The organism is Methyloversatilis discipulorum, assembly GCF_000385375.1.
GTDB lineage: Bacteria > Pseudomonadota > Gammaproteobacteria > Burkholderiales > Rhodocyclaceae > Methyloversatilis > Methyloversatilis discipulorum_A.
Genome location: NZ_ARVV01000001.1, coordinates 1,353,648 through 1,372,849, shown reverse-complemented (window position 1 = coordinate 1,372,849; position 19,202 = coordinate 1,353,648). Strand labels below are relative to the sequence as shown.

The following is a 19,202-nucleotide window of genomic DNA, read 5'->3' as shown; positions in this document are numbered from 1 at the left end:
AAAGGCTGCGGAACGAAGGTTGCGACCGGACGCCTGGGTGCCGGTCGAGTGCGCCGGAGCTGCGGCCGGATTGCGGTCCGGATGTCGGCGACGCACATGGGAAAACGGCGCGAGGCCTTGCCGTCGGGCTTGCCGGCACACCGCCGCACGCCCTGCCGGAGCCCCGCGAAATCAGCCGCGGACTATAGCACGGCGCCGCGCACAGCCGTCCGGACGCGTTCAGAGTACGCCGACGAGAGCGGAGATCACCAGGATGCAGACCAGGTTGAGCAGCAGCCCGCACCGCATCATGTCGCGCGCCGCGACGGCGCCGGTGCCGAACACCAGAGCGTTCGGCGGCGTTGCGACCGGCAGCATGAAGGCACAGGACGCCGAAATCGCCGCGGCCACCGCCAGTCCCCGCGGATCGAGGCCGACATCGGGTGCCAGCGCAACGAGCAAGGGCACCAGCAGCGCCGCAGTAGCGGTATTGCTCACCAGCTCCGTCAACATGACCACGAAGGCCACCACGCCGAGCACGATCAGCCAGCCCGGCGCGTCGGCCATCACGCTCAGCAGACGGTCGGACAGATAGCTGCTTGCACCGCTGCTTCCGAGCACGGCACCAAGTGCAAGCCCGCCGCCGAACAGCAGCAGCACGCCCCACTCGGTCTGCCGCTCGACGTCCTTCCACTCGACCGCCCGGCCCGCCACGAGTGCACTCAGCACGATCAACGCGATCAGCGCATCGATGTCGCCGGCCACGCCGAGCAGGCGACCCAGCGGTGCGCCGAACACCCAGGCCAGCACCGCGCAGGCAAACACGACGAGCGTCAGAAGCGCGCCCGGTGTCCACGCGTAATGCTCCTCTGTTAGCAAGGGCGCGTCGCCGTCGACAGGTGGCCGCAACAGCAACCACAGCACACCGACCATCAGCGGCATCAGCAGCAACACCGCGGGAATGCCGAAGCGCATCCACTCGGCGAAGCCGATTCCGGCCTGCGCCGCCGCGATGGCGTTCGGCGGGCTGCCTACCAGGGTGCCGATGCCGCCTATGCTGGCGCTGTAGGCGACCCCGAGAAGCACGAAGGTGCGCTCGCGCGCATCCGCCGTGGCGGGCAGCAGTCCGAGCGCGAGCGGCAGCGCCATGACGGCCGCCGCCGTGTTGCTGATCCACATCGACAGCGCAGCAACGAGCCCGAACAGCAGCAAATGCGCGCGCAGACGACGTCCGCCGGCGAGCGCCATTACGCGACGTGCGAGCAGTCGATCGAGGCCATGCCGCGACAATGCGGCGGCGAGCGCGAAGCCACCGAGGAACAGGAAAATGATGGGATGGGCAAAGGGCGCGAGCGCCTGCTGCACACTCATCAGGCCCGACAGCACAGCGCACACCGGCACAAGCAGTGCGGTGAGAGTCAGCGGCAGCGCCTGGGTCAGCCACAGTGCGCCGATGAACACGAAGATGGCCAGACCGGCGCGCAGCGTGTCACCGGCCGGACCCAGGACATAGACCGCCAGCGCGATCAACGTCCCCACAACGCCGCCGGTCATCTGCGCGGACATGCGCATGGACTTCCTCCGTGCCGAGCGGTACGACGGCGTGGCCGACAACGCTCTGCCGCAGTGACCGCCAGAAAGCAAAAAGCCGTTCCTGAACGGAACGGCTTGAGCAGATCGGCCAGCGCATCAGCACTGCCGGAAACAAACAAATGGTCGGGGCGGCGGGATTCGAACTCGCGACCCCTTGCACCCCATGCAAGTGCGCTACCAGGCTGCGCTACGCCCCGACTCAGCCTGCAAGTATAACAGCGGACTGCCGCTTGCGGGGCCGCGATGCACTAAAAATGAATACGTTCAGCTCAACAGATCGCGCAGCGCTTCGAGTTCGCTGCGCAGCGCCGCGACGTCGATTCCGCCGGTCGATGCAGCGTCGGCTGCCGCCGCGCGGGGATCGGAATCGTCGAGCCGGTTGCGCGCACCGCTGATGGTGAAGCCTTCCTCGTACAGCAACTGGCGGATACGGCGCACCAGCAGCACTTCGTGGTGCTGGTAGTAGCGCCGGTTGCCGCGCCGCTTCACCGGCTTGAGCTGGGTGAATTCCTGTTCCCAGTAGCGCAGCACGTGCGGCTTCACGCCGCACAGTTCGCTGACCTCGCCGATCGTGAAATAGCGCTTGGCAGGAATTGCAGGCAGCGCCTGCGATTCCTTATTCGTCGTTTCCATCGTAGGCGATGCCCTCGACTGCCGACTTCAGTTTCTGACTGGCATGAAAGGTGACGACGCGCCGCGCCGTAATCGGAATCTCTTCGCCGGTTTTCGGGTTGCGGCCGGGCCGCTGCGGCTTGTCGCGCAGCTGGAAATTGCCGAAGCCCGACAGCTTCACGCCGTCGCCGCTTTCAAGCGCGTCGCGGATCTCGTCAAAAAATGCTTCGACCATATCTTTGGCTTCGCGCTTGTTCAGCCCTACTTGTTCGAACAGCATCTCCGCCAGTTCGGCCTTGGTCAGTGTGGTCATGCGGCTCCCTTCAACTCCTGTCGCCCTGCCGCCTCAGGCGCGCAGCCTTGCCCCGAACTCACGCTGTGCATAGCTCACCAGTTCCTGCACGGCCGCGTCGACTTCCGCGTCCGCCAAAGTACGTTCAGTATCTTGCATAAGTATACGGAAAGCAAAGCTTTTTTCCGTATCTGCAATGCCTTTGCCCTGATACAGGTCGAACAGTGCGATCTCCTGCACGATGCCTGGCGCGACGCTGCGCAGACCGTCGAGCACAGCCGATGCGGCGGTCGTCCGCGGCAGCAGCAGCGCGATATCGCGACGCACCGAGGGCTGACGCGACAGCGTGCGATGTGCCGGCATCGGCACTTCGAGCAGCGGTTCGAGATCGAGTTCGAACAGCACCGGCGCCGAACCCAGCTCGTAACGCTGGACCAGTTCCGGGTGCAGCTCTCCGATGCAGCCGATGACCTGTCCGTCGAGGCTGACCGACGCAGATCGCCCCGGATGCAACGCCGGATGTCGCGCCACCGCGAAGGTCGCCTGACGCGGCCACAGCAGCGCTTCGACATCGGCCTTCACGTCGAAGAAGTCGACCGCGCGCGTAGCGACGCCCCACTGTTCGGCACTGTCACCGCCCCAGGCCAGCGCCGCGATACGCAGCGTCTGTGCATAGCCGGCAACCGGCTGGGCACCGGCATCCTTCGCGAAACAGCGGCCGATCTCGAACACCCGCACGCGCTCGGTCTGACGACGGCGGTTGGTGGCGACGTTGTCGACCAACCCACCAATCAGCGTCGAGCGCATGACCGACATCTGGCTGGCGATCGGATTGGCGAGCACGACCGGCGCATCGTTGCCTGCGAAGTCGCTTTCCCAGCGACGTTCGACGAAGGCGAAATTGATCACCTCCTGGTAATCGCGGTCAGCCAGCAGGTGACGCAGCGCAAACGCGCCGCGTTGCGCTTCCGGCAGCACCGGCATCGCCAGGCGACCCACCGGCGGCACGGTCGGAATGTTGTCGTAGCCGTGCAGACGCGCCAGTTCCTCGATCAGGTCTTCCTCGATGCGCAGATCGAAGCGCCAGCTCGGCGGCTGCACGATGAAATCAGCACCGTCGCGCGTGAATGCAAGGCCGAGGCGGCCGAGCAGCGCAGCGATCTGGTCCTCGCTGAAACGGATGCCAAGCACACGCGCCGCGCGGGCCGGACGCAGGCGCACCGGATCGCGCGACGGCAGTGCGGTGATCTGGTCATCGACCGGACCAGCCTGGCCGCCACACAACTCAAGGATGAGCTGACTGACGCGCTCGACGCCGGCCACCGTGTCGGCGAAGTCGACGCCACGCTCGAAGCGGTGTGCCGCTTCGCTGGAGAAGGCGTAACGACGGGCACGGCCCTGGATCGCATCGGGCAGCCAGAAGGCGGCCTCGACATAGACATTGCGCGTGTCGTCGGTGCACGAGGTCGACGCGCCGCCCATGATGCCGGCAAAGCTTTCGACACCGGCGTCGTCGGCGATCACGCCGCAATCGGTGGTGAGTTCGATGGTCTGTTCATTCAGCAGCACCAGCTTTTCGCCCGCCTTCGCCCAGCGCACATGCAGGCCGCCCTGCACGCGATCAAGATCGAACACGTGGTTCGGGCGGTTCATTTCCAGCATGACGTAATTGGAAATGTCGACCAGCACCGAAATCGAGCGCATGCCGGCACGCTCCAGGCGGCGCTTCATCCAATCCGGCGTCGCCGCACGGGCGTTGACGCCTCGGATGACGCGGCCTGAAAAGCGACCACACAGATCGGCGTGCTCGACCTTCACCGGCAGCACGTCGGCGATGCTCACCGGTGCGGAGGCAACTGTCGGCAGGCTCAGCGGCGCACCGGTCAGCGCTGCGACCTCGCGGGCGATGCCGGTCATGCCGAAGCAGTCCGCCCGGTTGGGCGTGAGCTTGATGACGAACACATTGTCATCGAGATCGAGGTATTCACGGATGCTGGTGCCCACCGGCGCATCGGCCGGCAGCGCGAGCAGACCGGAGGCCTCTTCCGAGATGCCCAGTTCCCGTGCCGAACACAGCATGCCGCTGCTTTCGACACCGCGCAGCTTGGCGCGCTTGATGTCGATGCCCGGCAATTTCGCACCCACGATGGCGCAGGGCACCTTCATGCCTGCGGCGACGTTCGGCGCGCCACAGACGATCTGCAACGGCTCGCCGCCGGCATTGACCTGGCAGACGCGCAGGCGATCCGCGTCCGGGTGCGGTGCCACCGACAGCACTTCCGCAACCACGACGCTGGTGAAGGCCGCCGCTGCCGGATCCAGTTCCTCGACTTCGAGGCCGGCCATCGTCAGCAGGTGAGACAGCGCGGCGGTGTCGATCTCTGGATCGACAAAGCTGCGCAACCACTTTTCGGAAAATTGCATGTCAGTGAAACCTCAGCGGAACTGGCTCAGGAAGCGCACGTCACCGTCATAGAACAGGCGCAGGTCATTGATGCCATAACGCAGCATGGTCAGGCGATCCGGGCCGAAGCCAAAGGCGAAACCGGTGTAGCGTTCGGCGTCGATGCCGCAGTGGCCGAGCACGTTCGGATGCACCATGCCGCAGCCGGCGATCTCCAGCCAGCGCCCGGCCAGCGGCCCGCTCATGAAGGCGACATCGATTTCCGCCGACGGCTCGGTAAACGGGAAAAAGGACGGACGGAAGCGCACGTCCAGCTGATCGGTTTCGAAGAAGCGGTGCAGGAAGTCGCTCACCACACCCTTCAGGTCGGCGAAGCTGACCGATTCACCGACCCACAGGCCTTCGACCTGATGGAACATCGGCGAATGCGTGGCATCGGAATCGACGCGATAGACACGGCCCGGCGCGATGATGCGGATTTCCGGCATCACGTCGGCGCCCGCATGACGCGCCACGTGCGCCTGCATGTAGCGCACCTGGATCGGGCTCGTATGGGTGCGCAGCATGACGTCGCTGGCACCTTCCAGATAGAAGGTGTCGTGCATCGAACGCGCGGGGTGATTTTCCGGCGTGTTCAACGCGGTGAAGTTATGGAAGTCGGTTTCGATCTCCGGGCCATCCGCGACGTCGAAGCCGATGCCGCGGAACAGCGTTTCGATGCGCTCCAGCGTGCGCGATACCGGATGCAGACCGCCGCGACTGCGGCCACGGCCGGGCAGCGTGACGTCCAGCGCTTCTTCCGCGAGCCGCGCTTCCAGTGCGGCACGGCGCAGCGCGTCGCGACGCGCCTCCAGTGCCGCCTCGACCTTCTGCTTGGCGACGTTGATCGCCGCACCCGCTTCCTTGCGCGCTTCGGGATCGAGCTTGCCCAGCCCCTTGAGCAGTTCGGTCAGGCTGCCCGACTTGCCGAGGTAGCGCGCCTTGACCTGCTCGAGCACGACCGCGTCGGCCGCGGCAGAAAAATCGGATTCAGCTTGAGAAACAAGGGCTTCCAGATCACTCATCGACTTCTACCCGGGTATTTCAGGGACAAAAAAAGGAGGCCTGGCCTCCTTTTTTTGCGTACGGGACGCTCAGGCGGCGAGCTTGGCCTTGGCCTGGTTCGCAATGGCGGCAAACGCAGCCTTGTCGAACACGGCGAGGTCAGCCAGCACCTTGCGGTCCACCTGGATCGACGCCTTGTTCAGGCCGTTGATCAGCGTGGAGTAGGTCATGCCCAGCTCACGTGCGGCGGCGTTGATACGCACGATCCACAGCGAACGGAACTGACGCTTGCGTTGACGACGGTCGCGGTAGGCATACTGCCCCGCCTTCATCACCGCTTCTTTGGCGATCCGGTAGACACTGTTGCGACGGCCGCGGTAACCCTTGGCCTGGTCAAGAACTTTCTTATGACGGGCACGTGCCGTCACGCCACGTTTCACTCTCGGCATGGTTCGGCCTCCTTATGCGTAGGGCAACATGTTGCGGACGCGTGCGTCGTCCGTGGCGTGCACCGCCGTCGTACCGCGAAGCTGACGCTTCGACTTGGTGGTCTTCTTGGTGAGGATGTGGCGCTTGAACGCCTGCGAACGCTTGATGCTGCCGCTCGCCCGGACCTTGAAGCGCTTTGCAGCGCCCTTCTTGGTCTTCATCTTGGGCATGACAAAAACTCCATTTATGTCATCTTCACAGGTGGCCGCGAACCCCTCGCTGCACTTTCAGACCCGTGAATACTTGTTTTGCCGACACTGATGTGTCGGCGACGCGAGGCTTTTGCCTCGCGCATCGCCGGGTATCACCCCGGCAGATTCCTGAGAAGCGTCGGTCAGACCTTCTTCTTCTGGGGAGCCAGCACCATGATCAACTGTCGCCCTTCAAGCTTCGGAAACTGCTCGACCACAGCCAGTGCTTCGAGATCCGTCTTCACGCGCTCAAGCAGGCGGATACCGAACTCCTGGTGCGCCATTTCACGACCGCGGAAACGAAGGGTGACCTTCGCCTTGTCGCCGTCCTGAAGGAAGCGCGTCAGGTTGCGCAGCTTGATCTGGTAGTCACCCTCGTCCGTACCCGGACGGAACTTGACTTCCTTGACCTGGATCTGCTTCTGCTTGGCTTTCGCCTCGGCAGCGCGCTTGGCTTCCTGGTACTTGAACTTGCCGAAGTCCATCAGACGACAGACCGGCGGCTTGGCAAGCGGCGCAATTTCGACCAGATCAAGGCCAGCCTCTTCCGCCATGGCCAATGCCTGGCGTGAAGACATGATTCCAAGCTGTTCGCCCTCGTCGCCTACGAGGCGGATTTCAGGGGCGTTGATCTCCGAATTGGTGCGCTGCGATTTTTGCTGACTGATGCTCGTACTCCCGAGACGAAAAAAATCAAGCCGTGCGATCGATGCCCCGGGAAGCGATTTCATCAGCGAAACGCTGAATCAGGTCGCTCAAAGGCATCTGCCCGAGATCGATATTTCCGCGGGCACGCACGGCCACCACGTTCGCTGCCTTCTCCTTGTCGCCTACGACAATCTGGTAAGGCAGCTTTTGCAAGCTATGTTCGCGGATTTTATAGTTTATTTTCTCTCCGCGCAAATCGCATTCGACGCGCAGACCGGCGTCGCGTAGCGCATTTGCAACGGTTTGAGCGTAATCGGCCTGAGCTTCGGTGATGCTCATCACGACCGCCTGCACCGGCGCGAGCCACAAAGGGAAGTTTCCGGCGTGGTTTTCGATCAGGATGCCGATGAAACGCTCGAGCGAACCGAGCACGGCGCGGTGCAGCATGACCGGACGCTGACGCGAGTTGTCCTCGGCCACATACTCGGCGTACAGACGCTCAGGCAGCACGAAATCGAGCTGCAGCGTGCCGCACTGCCACGAGCGACCGATCGCGTCCTTGATGTGGTACTCGATCTTCGGACCATAGAAGGCGCCCTCGCCCGGCAGTTCTTCCCACTGCATGCCGGACGCCGACAGCGCGTCGCGCAAGCCAGCTTCGGCGCGATCCCACACGTCGTCGGAACCGGCCCGCTTCGGCGGACGCAGCGACAGCTTGACCGCGACGTCGGTGAAACCGAAATCGCGATACACGGTCTGCAGAAGTTCGTTGAAGGCGATCACCTCCGACGTGATCTGGCCCTCGGTACAGAAGATGTGCGCGTCGTCCTGCACAAAACCGCGCACGCGCATCAGGCCATGCAGCGCGCCGGACGGCTCGTTGCGGTGGCAGGAACCGAATTCGGCGATGCGCAGCGGCAGGTCGCGGTAGGAATGCAGCGAGTTGTTGAAGATCTGCACGTGACCCGGGCAGTTCATCGGCTTCACCGCGTAGTCACGCTTCTCCGACTCGGTGGTGAACATGTTCTCGCGGTAGTTCTCCCAGTGGCCGGACTTCTCCCACAGCACACGGTCCATCATCAGCGGCGTCTTCACTTCGCGGTAGCCAGCGCGGTCGAGCGCATGGCGCATGTACTGCTCGATCTGCTGCCACACCACCCAGCCCTTCGGGTGCCAGAACACCATGCCCGGCGCCTCTTCCTGCATGTGGAAGAGGTCGAGCTGCTTGGCCAGACGACGGTGATCGCGCTTTTCCGCCTCTTCCAGCATGTTCAGATAGGCGTCCTGCTCATCCTTCTTCGCCCAGGCCGTGCCGTAGATGCGCTGGAGCATTTCGTTCTTCGCGTCACCGCGCCAGTAGGCGCCGGCCACCTTCATCAGCTTGAACACCTTGAGCTTGCCAGTGGACGGTACGTGCGGGCCGCGGCACAGGTCGATGAAATCGCCTTCGCGGTACAGCGACACGTCCTGGTCGGCCGGAATCGACGCGATGATTTCCGCCTTGTAGTGCTCGCCGATGGACTTGAAGAACTCGACCGCCTTGTCACGCTGCCAAACCTCGCGCGACACCGGAATGTCCTTCTTCGCCAGTTCGGCCATGCGCTGCTCGATCGCCACCAGATCTTCCGGCGTGAACGGGCGCTTGTACGAGAAGTCGTAATAGAAGCCGTTGTCGATCACCGGGCCGATGGTCACTTGCGCGTCCGGGAACAGCTCCTTCACCGCATACGCCAGCAGGTGAGCAGTTGAGTGGCGGATCATGTCGAGTCCGTCGGCGTCCTTGTCGGTCACGATGGCCAGCTGCGCGTCGTTCTCGATGACAAAGGAGGTATCGACGAGCTTGCCGTCCACGCGGCCGGCCAGAGCCGCCTTTGCAAGACCTGCGCCGATGGACGCGGCGACGTCGCGCACGGTCACGGCGGATTCGAAACTGCGGACCGAACCATCAGGCAGGGTGATGTTGACCATGGTCTTGCTCCGGAAATCGGTAACGGGGATGTAATGGAATCTGCAGACGAAAAAAAAGTGCGGCCTGGGCCGCACTTTTCTGTCTGCGCACGTCAGAACGTGCGTCTTTGGCTGCAGGCCTCAGGCAGTGATCGATACCGGGGTGAAACGAGTTCGCGGTGTCATAACGCTGCCTTTCAAGCCCTGCAGTGTGTGTTGGTAGGCGCGATTGGACTCGAACCAACGACCCCCACCATGTCAAGGTGGTGCTCTAACCAGCTGAGCTACGCGCCTGAAGAGAGGGCGCAAGTATAGCGAAATCTCGCCCCCGTTCAAGACATTTTTTCACGCCAGTCGAGTCAGGCTGCTTTCCACGCCGCCAGATATTCCTTCCAGTGATCACCCGGCTGGGTCGCCAGCCACTCGCGCACGAAGGCGATCTCGGCGTCGTACTGCGCGCGGTCAAGTACGCCGCGCATCAGCTGGAAACGCTGGAACACGAGGAAGGTATTCAGTACGTCCGTTTCGCAGTAATCGCGGATGCCAGCGATCTCGCCGCGCTGCCAGGCGCCCCATACAGCCGAGCCATCCATGCCCAGCTTGCCTGGGAAACCGATCAGCTTCGCCAGATCGTCGAGCGGCGCATTGCCGCGGCCCTGATACAGCGCGAGCAGATCCATCAGGTCCAGATGGCGCGAGTGATAGCGGCTGATGTAGTTGTTCCACTTGAACTCGCGCGCGTCCGGACCGTCGCCCTCGCCCATTTCCCAATAGCGCGGTGCGGTCACGCCGTGGATCAGGCCGCGGTAGTGCAGCACCGGCAGGTCGAAGCCGGCGCCGTTCCACGACACGATCTGCGGCGTCAGCTTCTCGATGCCCTCGTAGAAGCGCTGGATGATCTGGCCCTCGCCGTTCTCCGGCTCGGACAGCGACCACACCTTCAACGATTTCGCGTCGCGCAGCGCACACGAGATCACCACCACGCGCTGCAGGTGCAGCGGCAGGAAGTCGTGACCGACCGCGGCACGACGCTGCTGGAAGGCGAACTCCGCCACCTCGGCGTCGGACAGCTCATCCGGCAGGTTGTTGAGCGTGCGGATGCCGGCGATGTCCGGAATGCTTTCGATATCGAATACGAGTACGGCGGCCATGAAAATCCCGTGATGACTTTGTGTTGTTGTTCGAATTTGCTTACTTGCGCGACCACTGAGCGCCGGACTGGATGTACCAGCCCGACTGCGCGCGTTCGATCCAGCGCTGGGCAAACGTCGAGCGGATGTCCGCCTCCCATTCCGGGTGACCGTTGGCGCGGGCGATCTCGCGGTAGAGCGCGGCGCGATCCGTGTTCTCCTGCGCGACAAGGCCCTGTACCGCCTGTCGTTGCGCCAACGGCACTGCATTGGCATCGCGCAGCACGACGTTGCCGTCGGCCCCCAGACCGACTGCACCGGAGGCGTAATGCGGTGCAAGCTGCGTGTGCCTTGCCTGCATGCTTGACTTGATCTGGCTGATCGCCGGCGTGTTGATCTCGATATTGCCCTGCGCCCATGCCATCGTCGCCCACATCGCACCGAGCAGGACCATGCGTTTCAGTGTGTTCATTGCTGGCTTCCTTCCGGCTGGGCCTTGCTGTCCTGTTCCTTCTTCAGCTGCCACACCTCGTCGATGATGCGGTCGGCTGCCTTCTCTGCGGCAGCGGCGGGGAAATAGATATTGATGGTGACGCACGCTGCCGACAGCGCAGCACCCGTCAGCATCAGGCAGATCGTCCTGGTCATCGCATTCGTCATCGTGTCTCCATTCATTTGACGACCGGCTTCGCGTCAGTCACCCCGCCGCAGTCGCTCGATCAGCTCCGGCCAATCGACGCGTCGATTGTAGCCAACCACGCTGAGCGCCGGGACGCCACCGCCTTCGATCAACACGAATCCGCCGCCCTTGCTCGCCAGACCGTCCATTGCGCATACGTCGCCACGCAGCACGCAGGACAGGCCGATGCGGCGATAACCGAAGCGCTCGAAGAAACCGAGGAAGCTGCGCTGTATCGCCGCCGCCGCACCCGGTCCGCCGAGCGCGGTGATGTTCTGCACCGCGCGCTGGCTGATCACGCGCGGATAGTCACCCTCACTCGACCGTATGTGCGCGTCGAAGGCCACAGGCCGCCAGCGCAGCAGTTCCAGCCCCTTCACGTCACCATCGAGTCGACCGGTGATGCGGCCAAACTTGACGGTGTCGGTCAGCGCCTCCAGATCGATGTAACGCATCTGGAGGTCGGCAAGAACACGCGGCGTCGTTCCGAGGGGTTCAATGACGCGCAGCCCGGTGGCGGCAACATAGCCGTCGAACACGCGGATCAGCAACTGACCATCCAGTGAGAGCACGCCGTCACGCCAGCTGACGTGCGGCACGCTGGCACCCAGGCTGCCGGCCATGCGCGGCAGGCCCAGCGCTTCGCTCAGTTCCGGCATCGACACCGGTTCCAGATCAAAGGACAGATCGCCGCGCCAGCGGCCGTCGGCCCTTCGGAAATCGAGCAGATTGAGTCGCAGCCCGGCATCGAGCACCGGTATGCGCACCGGTTCGAGCGACACCCGGTCGGCCGCCAGGCTTGCTTTCAGTTCGAACGCGCCGAAGGGCAAGCGGTCGAAGTGCGCTGAGGTGATCGCTGCGTGCGGCTCGGTCTGCGCATCGCGCTGCCACGGAAGAACCGCGCTTACGCCGTCGAGCGACCAGCGCCCCGACTTGTCGGCGACCGCTGCATTGGCCAGATGCAGCGTCGCGGCCGTCGCTCCCTGTGCGTCGAACTCGGCGACAAGATCGGCGCGGCCGGACAATGCGAAGGTCGGCCAGCCGCGCGCAGCGAACAGCGGTTCGACGAAGCGCGTGTTCAGCGCGTCGAGATCGAACGAACGACCCTCGACGCGCGCGCGCGTCAGCGTTGCCGGCGACCGCGCGAAGCGCGCCTCCAGGTTCAGCCGCCCCACATCGGCCAGATCCAGCGTGCCGGCGCGCAGTTCAAGGCCGCCGGCAGTCAGCACAAAATCGCTCGCCAGCGTCGTCCCGCCGCCCTTCAAATAGATGCTGTCCCACAGCAGTTCGCCGGTCTTCCAGTCCACCGAGGCACGGCCCAGCCAGTCTTCGCCCTGCCGGGTGGCATCGAGGGCGAGCGCGAGCGAAATACCCTCGGCGGCACGCAGACCGTCAGCCGACGCGAATCGTGCATCGGTCAGCAGCAGTCGCGCCTCGACATACGGCGATCGGGCGGCGCCGAAATCCTTCAGCACGGCTTCGACGTCGGCGCGCCCTGCAGGCGCGTAGTCCTTCAGCAAGGACTGCAGCGCGGGCTCGAGCGCGAGCAGGCGGGCGATGTCGACCGCCTTGGCCTGCAGCGCCAGATGCGGGCGCGCGCCAGCCAGCGTGCCGCCGACAGTGACACGCAGGTCCGGCAAGAACCGGACATTCGCGTCGAGCACCCGCTGCGCACCGCGCACCGAAAACTCGAGCGGCCACGGTCCGTAGCCGCGCGCGCGCAGCACCCCACCGCGACAGCGCTGTTCGGGCAAGGCGGAAAAATCCGCGCAGTCGAGCTGCACCTGCTGCAGCGTGTGCCCGGCAATCAACGCACGCGCCGCACGGACGCGGGCACGGCCACCGCCCAGCGCCGTGGCCTCGACGTGCACGTCATCCAGCGTGATGGCCGACGCCGACAGTCGGTCGAAGCGAAGCTCGAACGCGGCATCGGCGGCGAGCGGCATCGCCGCCAGCGTCAGCGCAAGAAGGAAGCCCCGCAGGCGATCAGGAAGGGAAAACACCCGTGGAGAGGTAGCGGTCGCCGCGGTCGCACACGATGCTGACGATGGTCGCGTTCTCGACCTCGGCCGCGATGCGCAGCGCGACGACCAGCGCGCCGCCCGAGCTGATGCCGGCGCAGATACCCTCCTCGCGCGCCAGGCGGCGGGTCATTTCCTCGGCGTCGTGCTGGCCGACGTACTCCAGCCGATCGACACGGCTACGGTCGTAGATCTTCGGCAGATAGGCCTCGGGCCACTTGCGGATGCCCGGAATCTGCGCACCCTCTTCCGGCTGGCAGCCGATGATCTGGATCGCCGGATTCTGCGACTTCAGATAGGTCGAGGTGCCCATGATGGTGCCCGTGGTGCCCATCGAACTGACGAAGTGGGTGACACGCCCGTCGGTGTCGCGCCAGATCTCCGGCCCTGTTCCTTCGATATGGGCGCGCGGATTGTCACTGTTGCCGAACTGGTCGAGGATGACGCCGCGGCCTTCGTCGCGCAGTTTCTCGGCCGTATCGCGCGCCAGTTCCATGCTGCCTTCCTTCGCGGTCAGCACCAGTTCCGCGCCGTAGGCGGCCATGCTCTGCCGGCGCTCGATGCTCTGGTTCTCGGGCATCACCAGAATCATCTTGTAGCCGCGCATGGCCGCCACCATCGCCAGCGCGATACCGGTGTTGCCGCTGGTCGCCTCGATCAGCGTGTCGCCCGGCTTGATGTCGCCGCGCTCTTCAGCGCGCTTGATCATGGACAGTGCAGGTCTGTCCTTGACCGAACCGGCCGGGTTGTTGCCTTCCAGCTTGGCCAGGATGACGTTGCCACGGCGGTCGTTGTCGGCCCCCGGAATACGCTGCAGACGGACCAGCGGCGTGTTGCCGACGAAATCTTCGAGAGTCTTGTATTGCATGGCTGCCTTGGGTTCGGTGAAGCCGTCTCAGCGCGAGCCGGCCGGTTTCGGAGGCGCGCCCGCCGGCTTTGGCGGCGCGGACGATGGAGCGTCGGCTGCAGTATCGGCCGGTGCGGCAGACGACTGGGCGGGCGCACTGCTGCCCGCCGGCCGGGGCGGCGCGCCCGCCGGTCGTGCCGGCGGTGCGGATGCGGCACCCGATGTAGCGTGCGCTGCGCCGCCTGCCGGACGCGGCGGCGGCGAGGACGCTGCGGGTTTCGGTGCGCTGGCGGCAGCAGGCCTGGCGGGCGGCACAGGTGCTTCGGGTACCGGCACCGGGGCTTGCGCGGGCGCCTGCGCCGTGCCGCGCCGACGCATCAGTACGAAAGCGATCGCTGCGCCGACGGCAACGACTGCCACGATCCACCAAGGGAAACCGCCGGACGACGCCGGCGCGGCTTCCGGAGCTGCGGGCAAGTCGGCCCGCGGCGCGACGGATGCCGGCGCGCCCGCGCCGACGACCAGCAGCGGCTTCAGTTCGGCAAAGGTCTTGTCACCGATACCCTTCACGCTGCGCAGTTCGTCAACCGAGGTGAAAGGCCCGTTCTTCGTCCGGTGTTCGATGATGGCCTGCGCGCGGCTCGGCCCGACGCCGGGCAATGCGTCGAGTTCGGCTTCCGTGGCACTGTTCAGGTCGAGTACTGCGAAGGCGGGCGCAGCAAGCAGGCACAGCAGCATGCAGAACAGGCGACGCATGACGACTCCCGGAAGGATGACCGTGGAAGGATACCGCTCAGGCGGCACCGTGGCGCAGGTCGGCGGCGAGTTCGTCGAGCGCGCACACGGCGGTGCCCAGCTTGCCGACCACAATGCCGGCGGCGCGATTGGCCAGTCGCATTGCATCGACCTGCGAACAGCCGCTGGCCATCATGACCGCCATGGCGGCAATCACGGTGTCGCCGGCACCGCTGACGTCGTACACCTCGCGCGCCAGCGCGCGCTCGTGCGTCACGCCATCGGATGCGTAGAGGCTCATGCCTGCGTCCGAGCGGGTGAGCAGCAGCGCACCCAGCCCCAGTTCGTCGCGCAATGCGGTGGCGCGGCGCGCCAGATCGTCGTCGTCGGTCCAGCTGCCGACCACTTCACGCAGCTCGCTGCGGTTGGGCTTGAGCAGCGTGGCACCAGCGTAACGGGTGTAGTCGTCGCCCTTGGGATCGACCAGCACCGGCTTTCCGGCCGCACGCGCGATGTCCATCATGTCGCGGATGTCCGCCAGCGCGCCCTTGCCGTAGTCGGACAGGATGACCACGTCGACGTCCTTCACGCGGCGCGCGAACTCGTCGAGTTTGGCACACAGCACCTCGCGCGCCGGAGCGCTCTCGAAATCGATGCGCAGCAATTGCTGCTGGCGGCCGATCACGCGCAGTTTGATCGTGGTGTCGAGCTGCGGGTCTTCGTGCAGGCTGGCAGCGATGTGGGCGGCCTTCATCTGCGCGCGCAAGGTGCGACCGGCGTCGTCGGCGCCGACCACTGACAGCAGGCTTACCTTTGCACCGAGGGCCGCGCAGTTGCGCGCCACGTTGGCGGCGCCGCCCGGTCTTTCCTCGACGCGGTCGATCTTGACCACCGGCACCGGCGCTTCGGGAGAGATGCGCTGCACGTCGCCGAACCAGTAGCGGTCCAGCATCACGTCGCCGGCGACCAGGATGCGCGCGTTGCGGGTATCGGGAAGCGTCAGGCTCATGCGGTGCTCGGTGCGTTGATCAGGGTGTCAGGTCGAATTCTTCGGTGCGCTTCGGCGGATAGGTTTCCCAGCCGCCGCAGGCCGGGCAGCGCCAGTGGAACTGGCGCGCCTTGAAGCCGCAGCTGTCGCAACGGTAGCGCGCGACGCGCCGCGTGTGCGCGTGAATGATGTTCTTCATCAGATCGGAATCGGTGCGCGCCTCGGGCGGCAGCGTCTGCATCTGCGCCTCCAGCAGCTTGTCCAGACCGAGCAGGGTCGGATTGCGGCGCAGCTCCTCACGTACCAGTGTCAGCGCGCCCGTGGGGCCTTCGGTGTCGAGCTCCTCCTTGAACACGACGTCGAGCAGATCGAGCGAGGCGTGCCGTTCGAGATAGCTCTTCAGCAGCGTGATGCCCTGACGTTCGCGTCCGAGCTTGCGGTAGGCATCGGCCATGCGCGAGGCCACCAGCGCCAGATAGACCGGATTCTGCTGCTCGATGCGCTGCCAGTGCTCGATTGCCTCTTCCCACTTCTGCTCGGCGGCGGCGGCGTCACCGAGCAGCATCAATGCGCGCACGCACTTGCGATGCGTGGCCAGTGCCTCGCCGAGCAGGCTTCTCGCGTCGCCCATGCGGGACTGCGCTAGCGCCTGTGTGGCGAGTTCGCACAGGAACTGCGCGATATCCTTCTGCGCGCGGTGCGATTCGTTTTCCGGCAGTGCGCGGGCGATGTCTATCGCCTTGTGCCATTCCTTTTCCTGCTGGTAGATATCCAGCAGGTGATGCAGCGCCTCGATATCGACCGCACTGCCACGCAGGCCGACGAATGTCTCCTCTGCACGATCGAGCAGGCCGGCCTTGAGGAAGTCGAGACCCAGTTCGAGGCGCGCATTCAGCCGCTGTTCGGCACGCACGTCCTCACGGGCGGCGAGCGCCTGATGGATCTGGATCGCGCGATCGGTTTCACCGCGACGACGGAACAGATTGCCCAGCGCAAACTGGAGCTCCACCGTCTGCGGATCCTTGCTTGTCGCCTCGATGAAGGAGTCGATCGCGCGGTCCGGCTGTTCGTTCAGCAGAAAATTCAGGCCGGCGAAGTAGGAGCGCGGCAGCGCGCGCGACTCGCGCACCAGATGCCGGATGTCGATGCGCGCGGCAAGCCAGCCCAGCCCGAAGAAGAGCGGCAGGGCCAGGAGCCACCAGAGTTCGATTTCCATGTGGGAAGGGGGGTCAGTCGGCGGTCGGCGATTGTCCGTCGTGCGCGGCGCGACTGCGCGCCAGCGACCACCCGGCCAATGCGCCCAGCAGAGCGCCGAAGAAGAACAGAGCGAGCAGTACGAGGGACAACTCTACGCGCCACTCGTGTCCGAAGAAGAAGCGCACCGTCACCGGATCACTGTTGCGGGCCGCGAGGCCGAGCAGCAACAGGAAAACGACGATGCGCAGCAGCCAGTTAAGTATCGCCATTGCGGCGGATGTCAGGCCACGAGGCCTGCAGTGTTCAGCGCGTTGTCGACGCGCTCGCGCAGTTCCTTGCCCGCCTTGAAATGCGGTACCCGCTTCTCGGGCACCATGACCTTCTCGCCCGACTTCGGGTTACGGCCCACGCGCGGCGGACGATGGTTCAGCGAAAAGCTGCCGAAACCGCGGATTTCGATGCGATCACCGCGGACCAGCGCCGCAGTCATTTCATCGAGGATCATCTTCACGGCGTAATCGGCGTCCTTGGCGACCAGTTGCGGGAAGCGGGTGGCCAACCGGGTGATCAGTTCGGATTTGGTCATGACGTATCAGATGAGCGATTTCAACCTTGCCGGGTGATGACAAGACAACGCCGCCCGCAGGCGGCGTTGTCACTTGAACACCGATCGTGCGAAACGATCAGGAGTTCTTCAGCTTTGCCTTCAGCAGCGCGCCCAGATTGGTCGTACCGCTGCTGGCGGAGGTGCCTTCAGCCTGGATCTTCTGGATGGCGTCGTTCTGTTCAGCCTGATCCTTCGCACGCACCGACAGCGTGATCGAACGGGTCTTGCGGTCCAGATTGACGATCATCGCCTCGACTTCGTCGCCGACGTTGAGGATGGTCGTCAGGTCTTCGACGCGGTCACGCGAAGCTTCCGAAGCACGCAGGTAGCCCTCGACATCTTCGTTCAGCGCGATCACGGCGCCCTTGGCATCCACCGTCTTCACGGTGCCGCGCACGACGCTGTTCTTGTCGTGGGTGGCGATGAAGTTGGTGAAGGGGTCTCCATCCATCTGCTTGACGCCGAGCGAGATGCGCTCGCGCTCGACATCGATCGACAGCACGACGGCCTCGACTTCGTCACCCTTCTTGTAGTTGCGCACGGCTTCTTCGCCGGGCAGCGACCACGACAGGTCGGACAGGTGAACCAGGCCATCGATGGCGCCGGTCAGACCGATGAACACGCCAAAGTCGGTGATCGACTTGATCTGGCCACGGACCTTGTCGCCCTTCTTGTGGTTCATCGAGAAGTCTTCCCACGGATTCGGCATGCACTGCTTCATGCCCAGCGAAATCCGGCGACGGTCTTCGTCGATTTCCAGAATCATCACTTCGACCTCGTCGCCCAGCTGGACAACCTTGGTCGGGTGGATGTTCTTGTTGGTCCAGTCCATTTCGGACACGTGGACCAGACCTTCGATGCCCTGCTCGATTTCGACGAATGCGCCGTAATCGGTCAGGTTGGTCACCTTGCCGAACAGGCGGGTGCCCTGCGGGTAGCGGCGCGAGATGCCGACCCACGGGTCTTCGCCCAGCTGCTTGAGGCCCAGCGACACGCGGTTCTTCTCGGCGTCGAACTTGAGCACCTTGGCTTCGACTTCGTCACCGACCGCCAGAACTTCCGACGGGTGACGCACGCGGCGCCAGGCCAGATCGGTGATGTGCAGCAGGCCGTCGATGCCACCGAGGTCGACGAACGCGCCGTAGTCGGTGATGTTCTTGACGATACCCTTGACGACGGTGCCTTCCTTGAGGTTCTCGAGCAGCTTTTCGCGCTCTTCACCGGCGGTCAGTTCGAGCACGGCGCGACGCGACACAACGACGTTGTTGCGCTTGCGGTCGAGCTTGATGACCTTGAATTCGAATTCCTTGTTTTCGTACGGCGTGGTGTCCTTGACCGGACGCAGGTCGACCAGCGAACCCGGCAGGAAGGCGCGGATGCCGTTGGTCATGACGGTCAGGCCACCCTTGACCTTGCCCGACACCAGACCCTTGACGATGGAGCCATCGCCCAGTGCCTTTTCCAGTTCGTTCCATGCGGCGATGCGCTTGGCCTTGTCGCGGGACAGGCGGGTTTCACCGTAGCCGTCCTCGAGCATTTCGATTGCAACGCTGACGTAATCGCCGGGGGCGACCGTCAGTTCACCGCGATCGGTGCGGAATTCGTCGATCGAGATATAGCTTTCCGACTTCAGGCCGGCATTGACGACGACGAAATTCTGATCCACGCGCATGACTTCGGCGGTGATGACTTCACCGGCGCGCATTTCCTGGCGCGTGAGGCTTTCCTCGAACAGCGCGGCAAAACTTTCCATGGAGTCGGACGACTGGGCAACTTGGGACATTGGCAAAAGCCGCTTG

20 protein-coding genes and 2 tRNA genes are annotated in these 19,202 nt (G+C 64.5%); all 22 read right to left on the bottom strand.

What is annotated here, in order from left to right:
- Window positions 1-219: 219 nt before the first annotated feature.
- Window positions 220-1,551, bottom strand: coding sequence for an SLC13 family permease (locus tag METRZ18153_RS0106480; RefSeq protein WP_020163957.1), 1,332 nt, complete (start codon window positions 1,549-1,551; stop codon window positions 220-222).
- 141 nt (window positions 1,552-1,692) lie between these two features.
- Window positions 1,693-1,769: transfer RNA gene (locus METRZ18153_RS0106475), tRNA-Pro, on the bottom strand.
- A gap of 67 nt (window positions 1,770-1,836) precedes the next feature.
- Window positions 1,837-2,205: a MerR family transcriptional regulator gene (locus METRZ18153_RS0106470; protein ID WP_020163956.1), complete on the bottom strand. Its 369-nt coding sequence runs from the start codon at window positions 2,203-2,205 to the stop codon at window positions 1,837-1,839.
- Window positions 2,189-2,497, bottom strand: a complete 309-nt coding sequence (locus METRZ18153_RS0106465) for an integration host factor subunit alpha (RefSeq protein WP_008062640.1) — start codon at window positions 2,495-2,497, stop codon at window positions 2,189-2,191. Before METRZ18153_RS0106465 ends, METRZ18153_RS0106470 begins: the two co-directional genes overlap by 17 nt.
- A gap of 33 nt (window positions 2,498-2,530) precedes the next feature.
- Window positions 2,531-4,900 carry a phenylalanine--tRNA ligase subunit beta gene (gene pheT / locus METRZ18153_RS0106460; protein ID WP_020163955.1) on the bottom strand — a complete coding sequence of 790 codons (2,370 nt, stop codon included), beginning with the start codon at window positions 4,898-4,900 and terminating at the stop codon, window positions 2,531-2,533.
- A gap of 12 nt (window positions 4,901-4,912) precedes the next feature.
- A complete protein-coding gene (gene pheS, locus METRZ18153_RS0106455) occupies window positions 4,913-5,944 on the bottom strand; it encodes a phenylalanine--tRNA ligase subunit alpha (protein ID WP_020163954.1) in 1,032 nt (343 codons plus the stop codon).
- A 69-nt stretch (window positions 5,945-6,013) separates the two neighbouring features.
- On the bottom strand, window positions 6,014-6,373 hold the full coding sequence (rplT, locus tag METRZ18153_RS0106450) for a 50S ribosomal protein L20 (RefSeq protein WP_024300567.1): 360 nt from the start codon (window positions 6,371-6,373) through the stop codon (window positions 6,014-6,016).
- A 12-nt stretch (window positions 6,374-6,385) separates the two neighbouring features.
- A complete protein-coding gene (gene rpmI, locus METRZ18153_RS0106445; RefSeq protein ID WP_019919094.1) occupies window positions 6,386-6,583 on the bottom strand; it encodes a 50S ribosomal protein L35 in 198 nt (65 codons plus the stop codon).
- 164 nt (window positions 6,584-6,747) lie between these two features.
- Entirely contained in the window at window positions 6,748-7,335 is a 588-nt protein-coding gene (gene infC, locus METRZ18153_RS0106440; protein WP_081629073.1) for a translation initiation factor IF-3, read from the bottom strand.
- The gene (gene thrS, locus METRZ18153_RS0106435; RefSeq protein WP_020163951.1) at window positions 7,298-9,220 is read right to left on the bottom strand and encodes a threonine--tRNA ligase; all 1,923 of its coding nucleotides are present in this window, start codon (window positions 9,218-9,220) and stop codon (window positions 7,298-7,300) included. Before thrS ends, infC begins: the two co-directional genes overlap by 38 nt.
- A 196-nt stretch (window positions 9,221-9,416) precedes the next feature.
- A tRNA-Val gene (locus METRZ18153_RS0106430) sits at window positions 9,417-9,493 on the bottom strand.
- Window positions 9,494-9,558: 65 nt separating this feature from the next.
- Entirely contained in the window at window positions 9,559-10,350 is a 792-nt protein-coding gene (locus tag METRZ18153_RS0106425) for a 3'-5' exonuclease (protein WP_020163950.1), read from the bottom strand.
- A gap of 40 nt (window positions 10,351-10,390) precedes the next feature.
- Window positions 10,391-10,801: a YdbL family probable chaperone protein gene (locus METRZ18153_RS0106420; protein ID WP_020163949.1), complete on the bottom strand. Its 411-nt coding sequence runs from the start codon at window positions 10,799-10,801 to the stop codon at window positions 10,391-10,393.
- Window positions 10,798-10,977, bottom strand: coding sequence for a hypothetical protein (locus tag METRZ18153_RS0106415; protein ID WP_051091699.1), 180 nt, complete (start codon window positions 10,975-10,977; stop codon window positions 10,798-10,800). Before METRZ18153_RS0106415 ends, METRZ18153_RS0106420 begins: the two co-directional genes overlap by 4 nt.
- Window positions 10,978-11,022: 45 nt before the next feature.
- Complete coding sequence (locus METRZ18153_RS20000) at window positions 11,023-13,011, bottom strand: hypothetical protein (protein WP_232415984.1); 1,989 nt, start codon at window positions 13,009-13,011, stop codon at window positions 11,023-11,025.
- On the bottom strand, window positions 12,995-13,897 hold the full coding sequence (cysM, locus tag METRZ18153_RS0106405; protein WP_020163946.1) for a cysteine synthase CysM: 903 nt from the start codon (window positions 13,895-13,897) through the stop codon (window positions 12,995-12,997). The genes METRZ18153_RS20000 and cysM overlap by 17 nt, the downstream gene beginning before the upstream one ends.
- 27 nt (window positions 13,898-13,924) lie before the next feature.
- Complete coding sequence (locus tag METRZ18153_RS0106400; RefSeq protein ID WP_020163945.1) at window positions 13,925-14,632, bottom strand: ComEA family DNA-binding protein; 708 nt, start codon at window positions 14,630-14,632, stop codon at window positions 13,925-13,927.
- Between the two features lie 37 nt (window positions 14,633-14,669).
- The gene (gene rfaE1, locus METRZ18153_RS19995) at window positions 14,670-15,620 is read right to left on the bottom strand and encodes a D-glycero-beta-D-manno-heptose-7-phosphate kinase (protein WP_020163944.1); all 951 of its coding nucleotides are present in this window, start codon (window positions 15,618-15,620) and stop codon (window positions 14,670-14,672) included.
- Between the two features lie 19 nt (window positions 15,621-15,639).
- Window positions 15,640-16,815: a lipopolysaccharide assembly protein LapB gene (gene lapB / locus METRZ18153_RS0106390; protein ID WP_020163943.1), complete on the bottom strand. Its 1,176-nt coding sequence runs from the start codon at window positions 16,813-16,815 to the stop codon at window positions 15,640-15,642.
- A gap of 13 nt (window positions 16,816-16,828) precedes the next feature.
- A complete protein-coding gene (locus METRZ18153_RS0106385) occupies window positions 16,829-17,065 on the bottom strand; it encodes a LapA family protein (protein ID WP_020163942.1) in 237 nt (78 codons plus the stop codon).
- Between the two features lie 11 nt (window positions 17,066-17,076).
- Window positions 17,077-17,382, bottom strand: coding sequence for an integration host factor subunit beta (locus METRZ18153_RS0106380; protein ID WP_019919106.1), 306 nt, complete (start codon window positions 17,380-17,382; stop codon window positions 17,077-17,079).
- Window positions 17,383-17,479: 97 nt separating this feature from the next.
- Entirely contained in the window at window positions 17,480-19,186 is a 1,707-nt protein-coding gene (gene rpsA / locus METRZ18153_RS0106375) for a 30S ribosomal protein S1 (RefSeq protein WP_024300568.1), read from the bottom strand.
- Window positions 19,187-19,202: the final 16 nt, after the last annotated feature.

Excerpts from the sequence above, each read along its gene's own strand:
- thrS (WP_020163951.1), bottom strand. The coding sequence starts at position 9,220 with ATGGTCAACATCACCCTGCCTGATGGTTCGGTCCGCAGTTTCGAATCC.
- rfaE1 (WP_020163944.1), bottom strand. The coding sequence starts at position 15,620 with ATGAGCCTGACGCTTCCCGATACCCGCAACGCGCGCATCCTGGTCGCC.
- rplT (WP_024300567.1), bottom strand. The coding sequence starts at position 6,373 with ATGCCGAGAGTGAAACGTGGCGTGACGGCACGTGCCCGTCATAAGAAA.
- METRZ18153_RS0106385 (WP_020163942.1), bottom strand. The coding sequence starts at position 17,065 with ATGGCGATACTTAACTGGCTGCTGCGCATCGTCGTTTTCCTGTTGCTG.
- infC (WP_081629073.1), bottom strand. The coding sequence starts at position 7,335 with ATGAAATCGCTTCCCGGGGCATCGATCGCACGGCTTGATTTTTTTCGT.
- cysM (WP_020163946.1), bottom strand. The coding sequence starts at position 13,897 with ATGCAATACAAGACTCTCGAAGATTTCGTCGGCAACACGCCGCTGGTC.
- METRZ18153_RS0106380 (WP_019919106.1), bottom strand. The coding sequence starts at position 17,382 with ATGACCAAATCCGAACTGATCACCCGGTTGGCCACCCGCTTCCCGCAA.
- METRZ18153_RS0106480 (WP_020163957.1), bottom strand. The coding sequence starts at position 1,551 with ATGCGCATGTCCGCGCAGATGACCGGCGGCGTTGTGGGGACGTTGATC.
- pheS (WP_020163954.1), bottom strand. The coding sequence starts at position 5,944 with ATGAGTGATCTGGAAGCCCTTGTTTCTCAAGCTGAATCCGATTTTTCT.
- lapB (WP_020163943.1), bottom strand. The coding sequence starts at position 16,815 with ATGGAAATCGAACTCTGGTGGCTCCTGGCCCTGCCGCTCTTCTTCGGG.
- rpsA (WP_024300568.1), bottom strand. The coding sequence starts at position 19,186 with ATGTCCCAAGTTGCCCAGTCGTCCGACTCCATGGAAAGTTTTGCCGCG.
- METRZ18153_RS0106425 (WP_020163950.1), bottom strand. The coding sequence starts at position 10,350 with ATGGCCGCCGTACTCGTATTCGATATCGAAAGCATTCCGGACATCGCC.
- METRZ18153_RS0106470 (WP_020163956.1), bottom strand. The coding sequence starts at position 2,205 with ATGGAAACGACGAATAAGGAATCGCAGGCGCTGCCTGCAATTCCTGCC.
- pheT (WP_020163955.1), bottom strand. The coding sequence starts at position 4,900 with ATGCAATTTTCCGAAAAGTGGTTGCGCAGCTTTGTCGATCCAGAGATC.
- METRZ18153_RS0106415 (WP_051091699.1), bottom strand. The coding sequence starts at position 10,977 with ATGACCAGGACGATCTGCCTGATGCTGACGGGTGCTGCGCTGTCGGCA.
- rpmI (WP_019919094.1), bottom strand. The coding sequence starts at position 6,583 with ATGCCCAAGATGAAGACCAAGAAGGGCGCTGCAAAGCGCTTCAAGGTC.
- METRZ18153_RS0106420 (WP_020163949.1), bottom strand. The coding sequence starts at position 10,801 with ATGAACACACTGAAACGCATGGTCCTGCTCGGTGCGATGTGGGCGACG.
- METRZ18153_RS0106400 (WP_020163945.1), bottom strand. The coding sequence starts at position 14,632 with ATGCGTCGCCTGTTCTGCATGCTGCTGTGCCTGCTTGCTGCGCCCGCC.
- METRZ18153_RS0106465 (WP_008062640.1), bottom strand. The coding sequence starts at position 2,497 with ATGACCACACTGACCAAGGCCGAACTGGCGGAGATGCTGTTCGAACAA.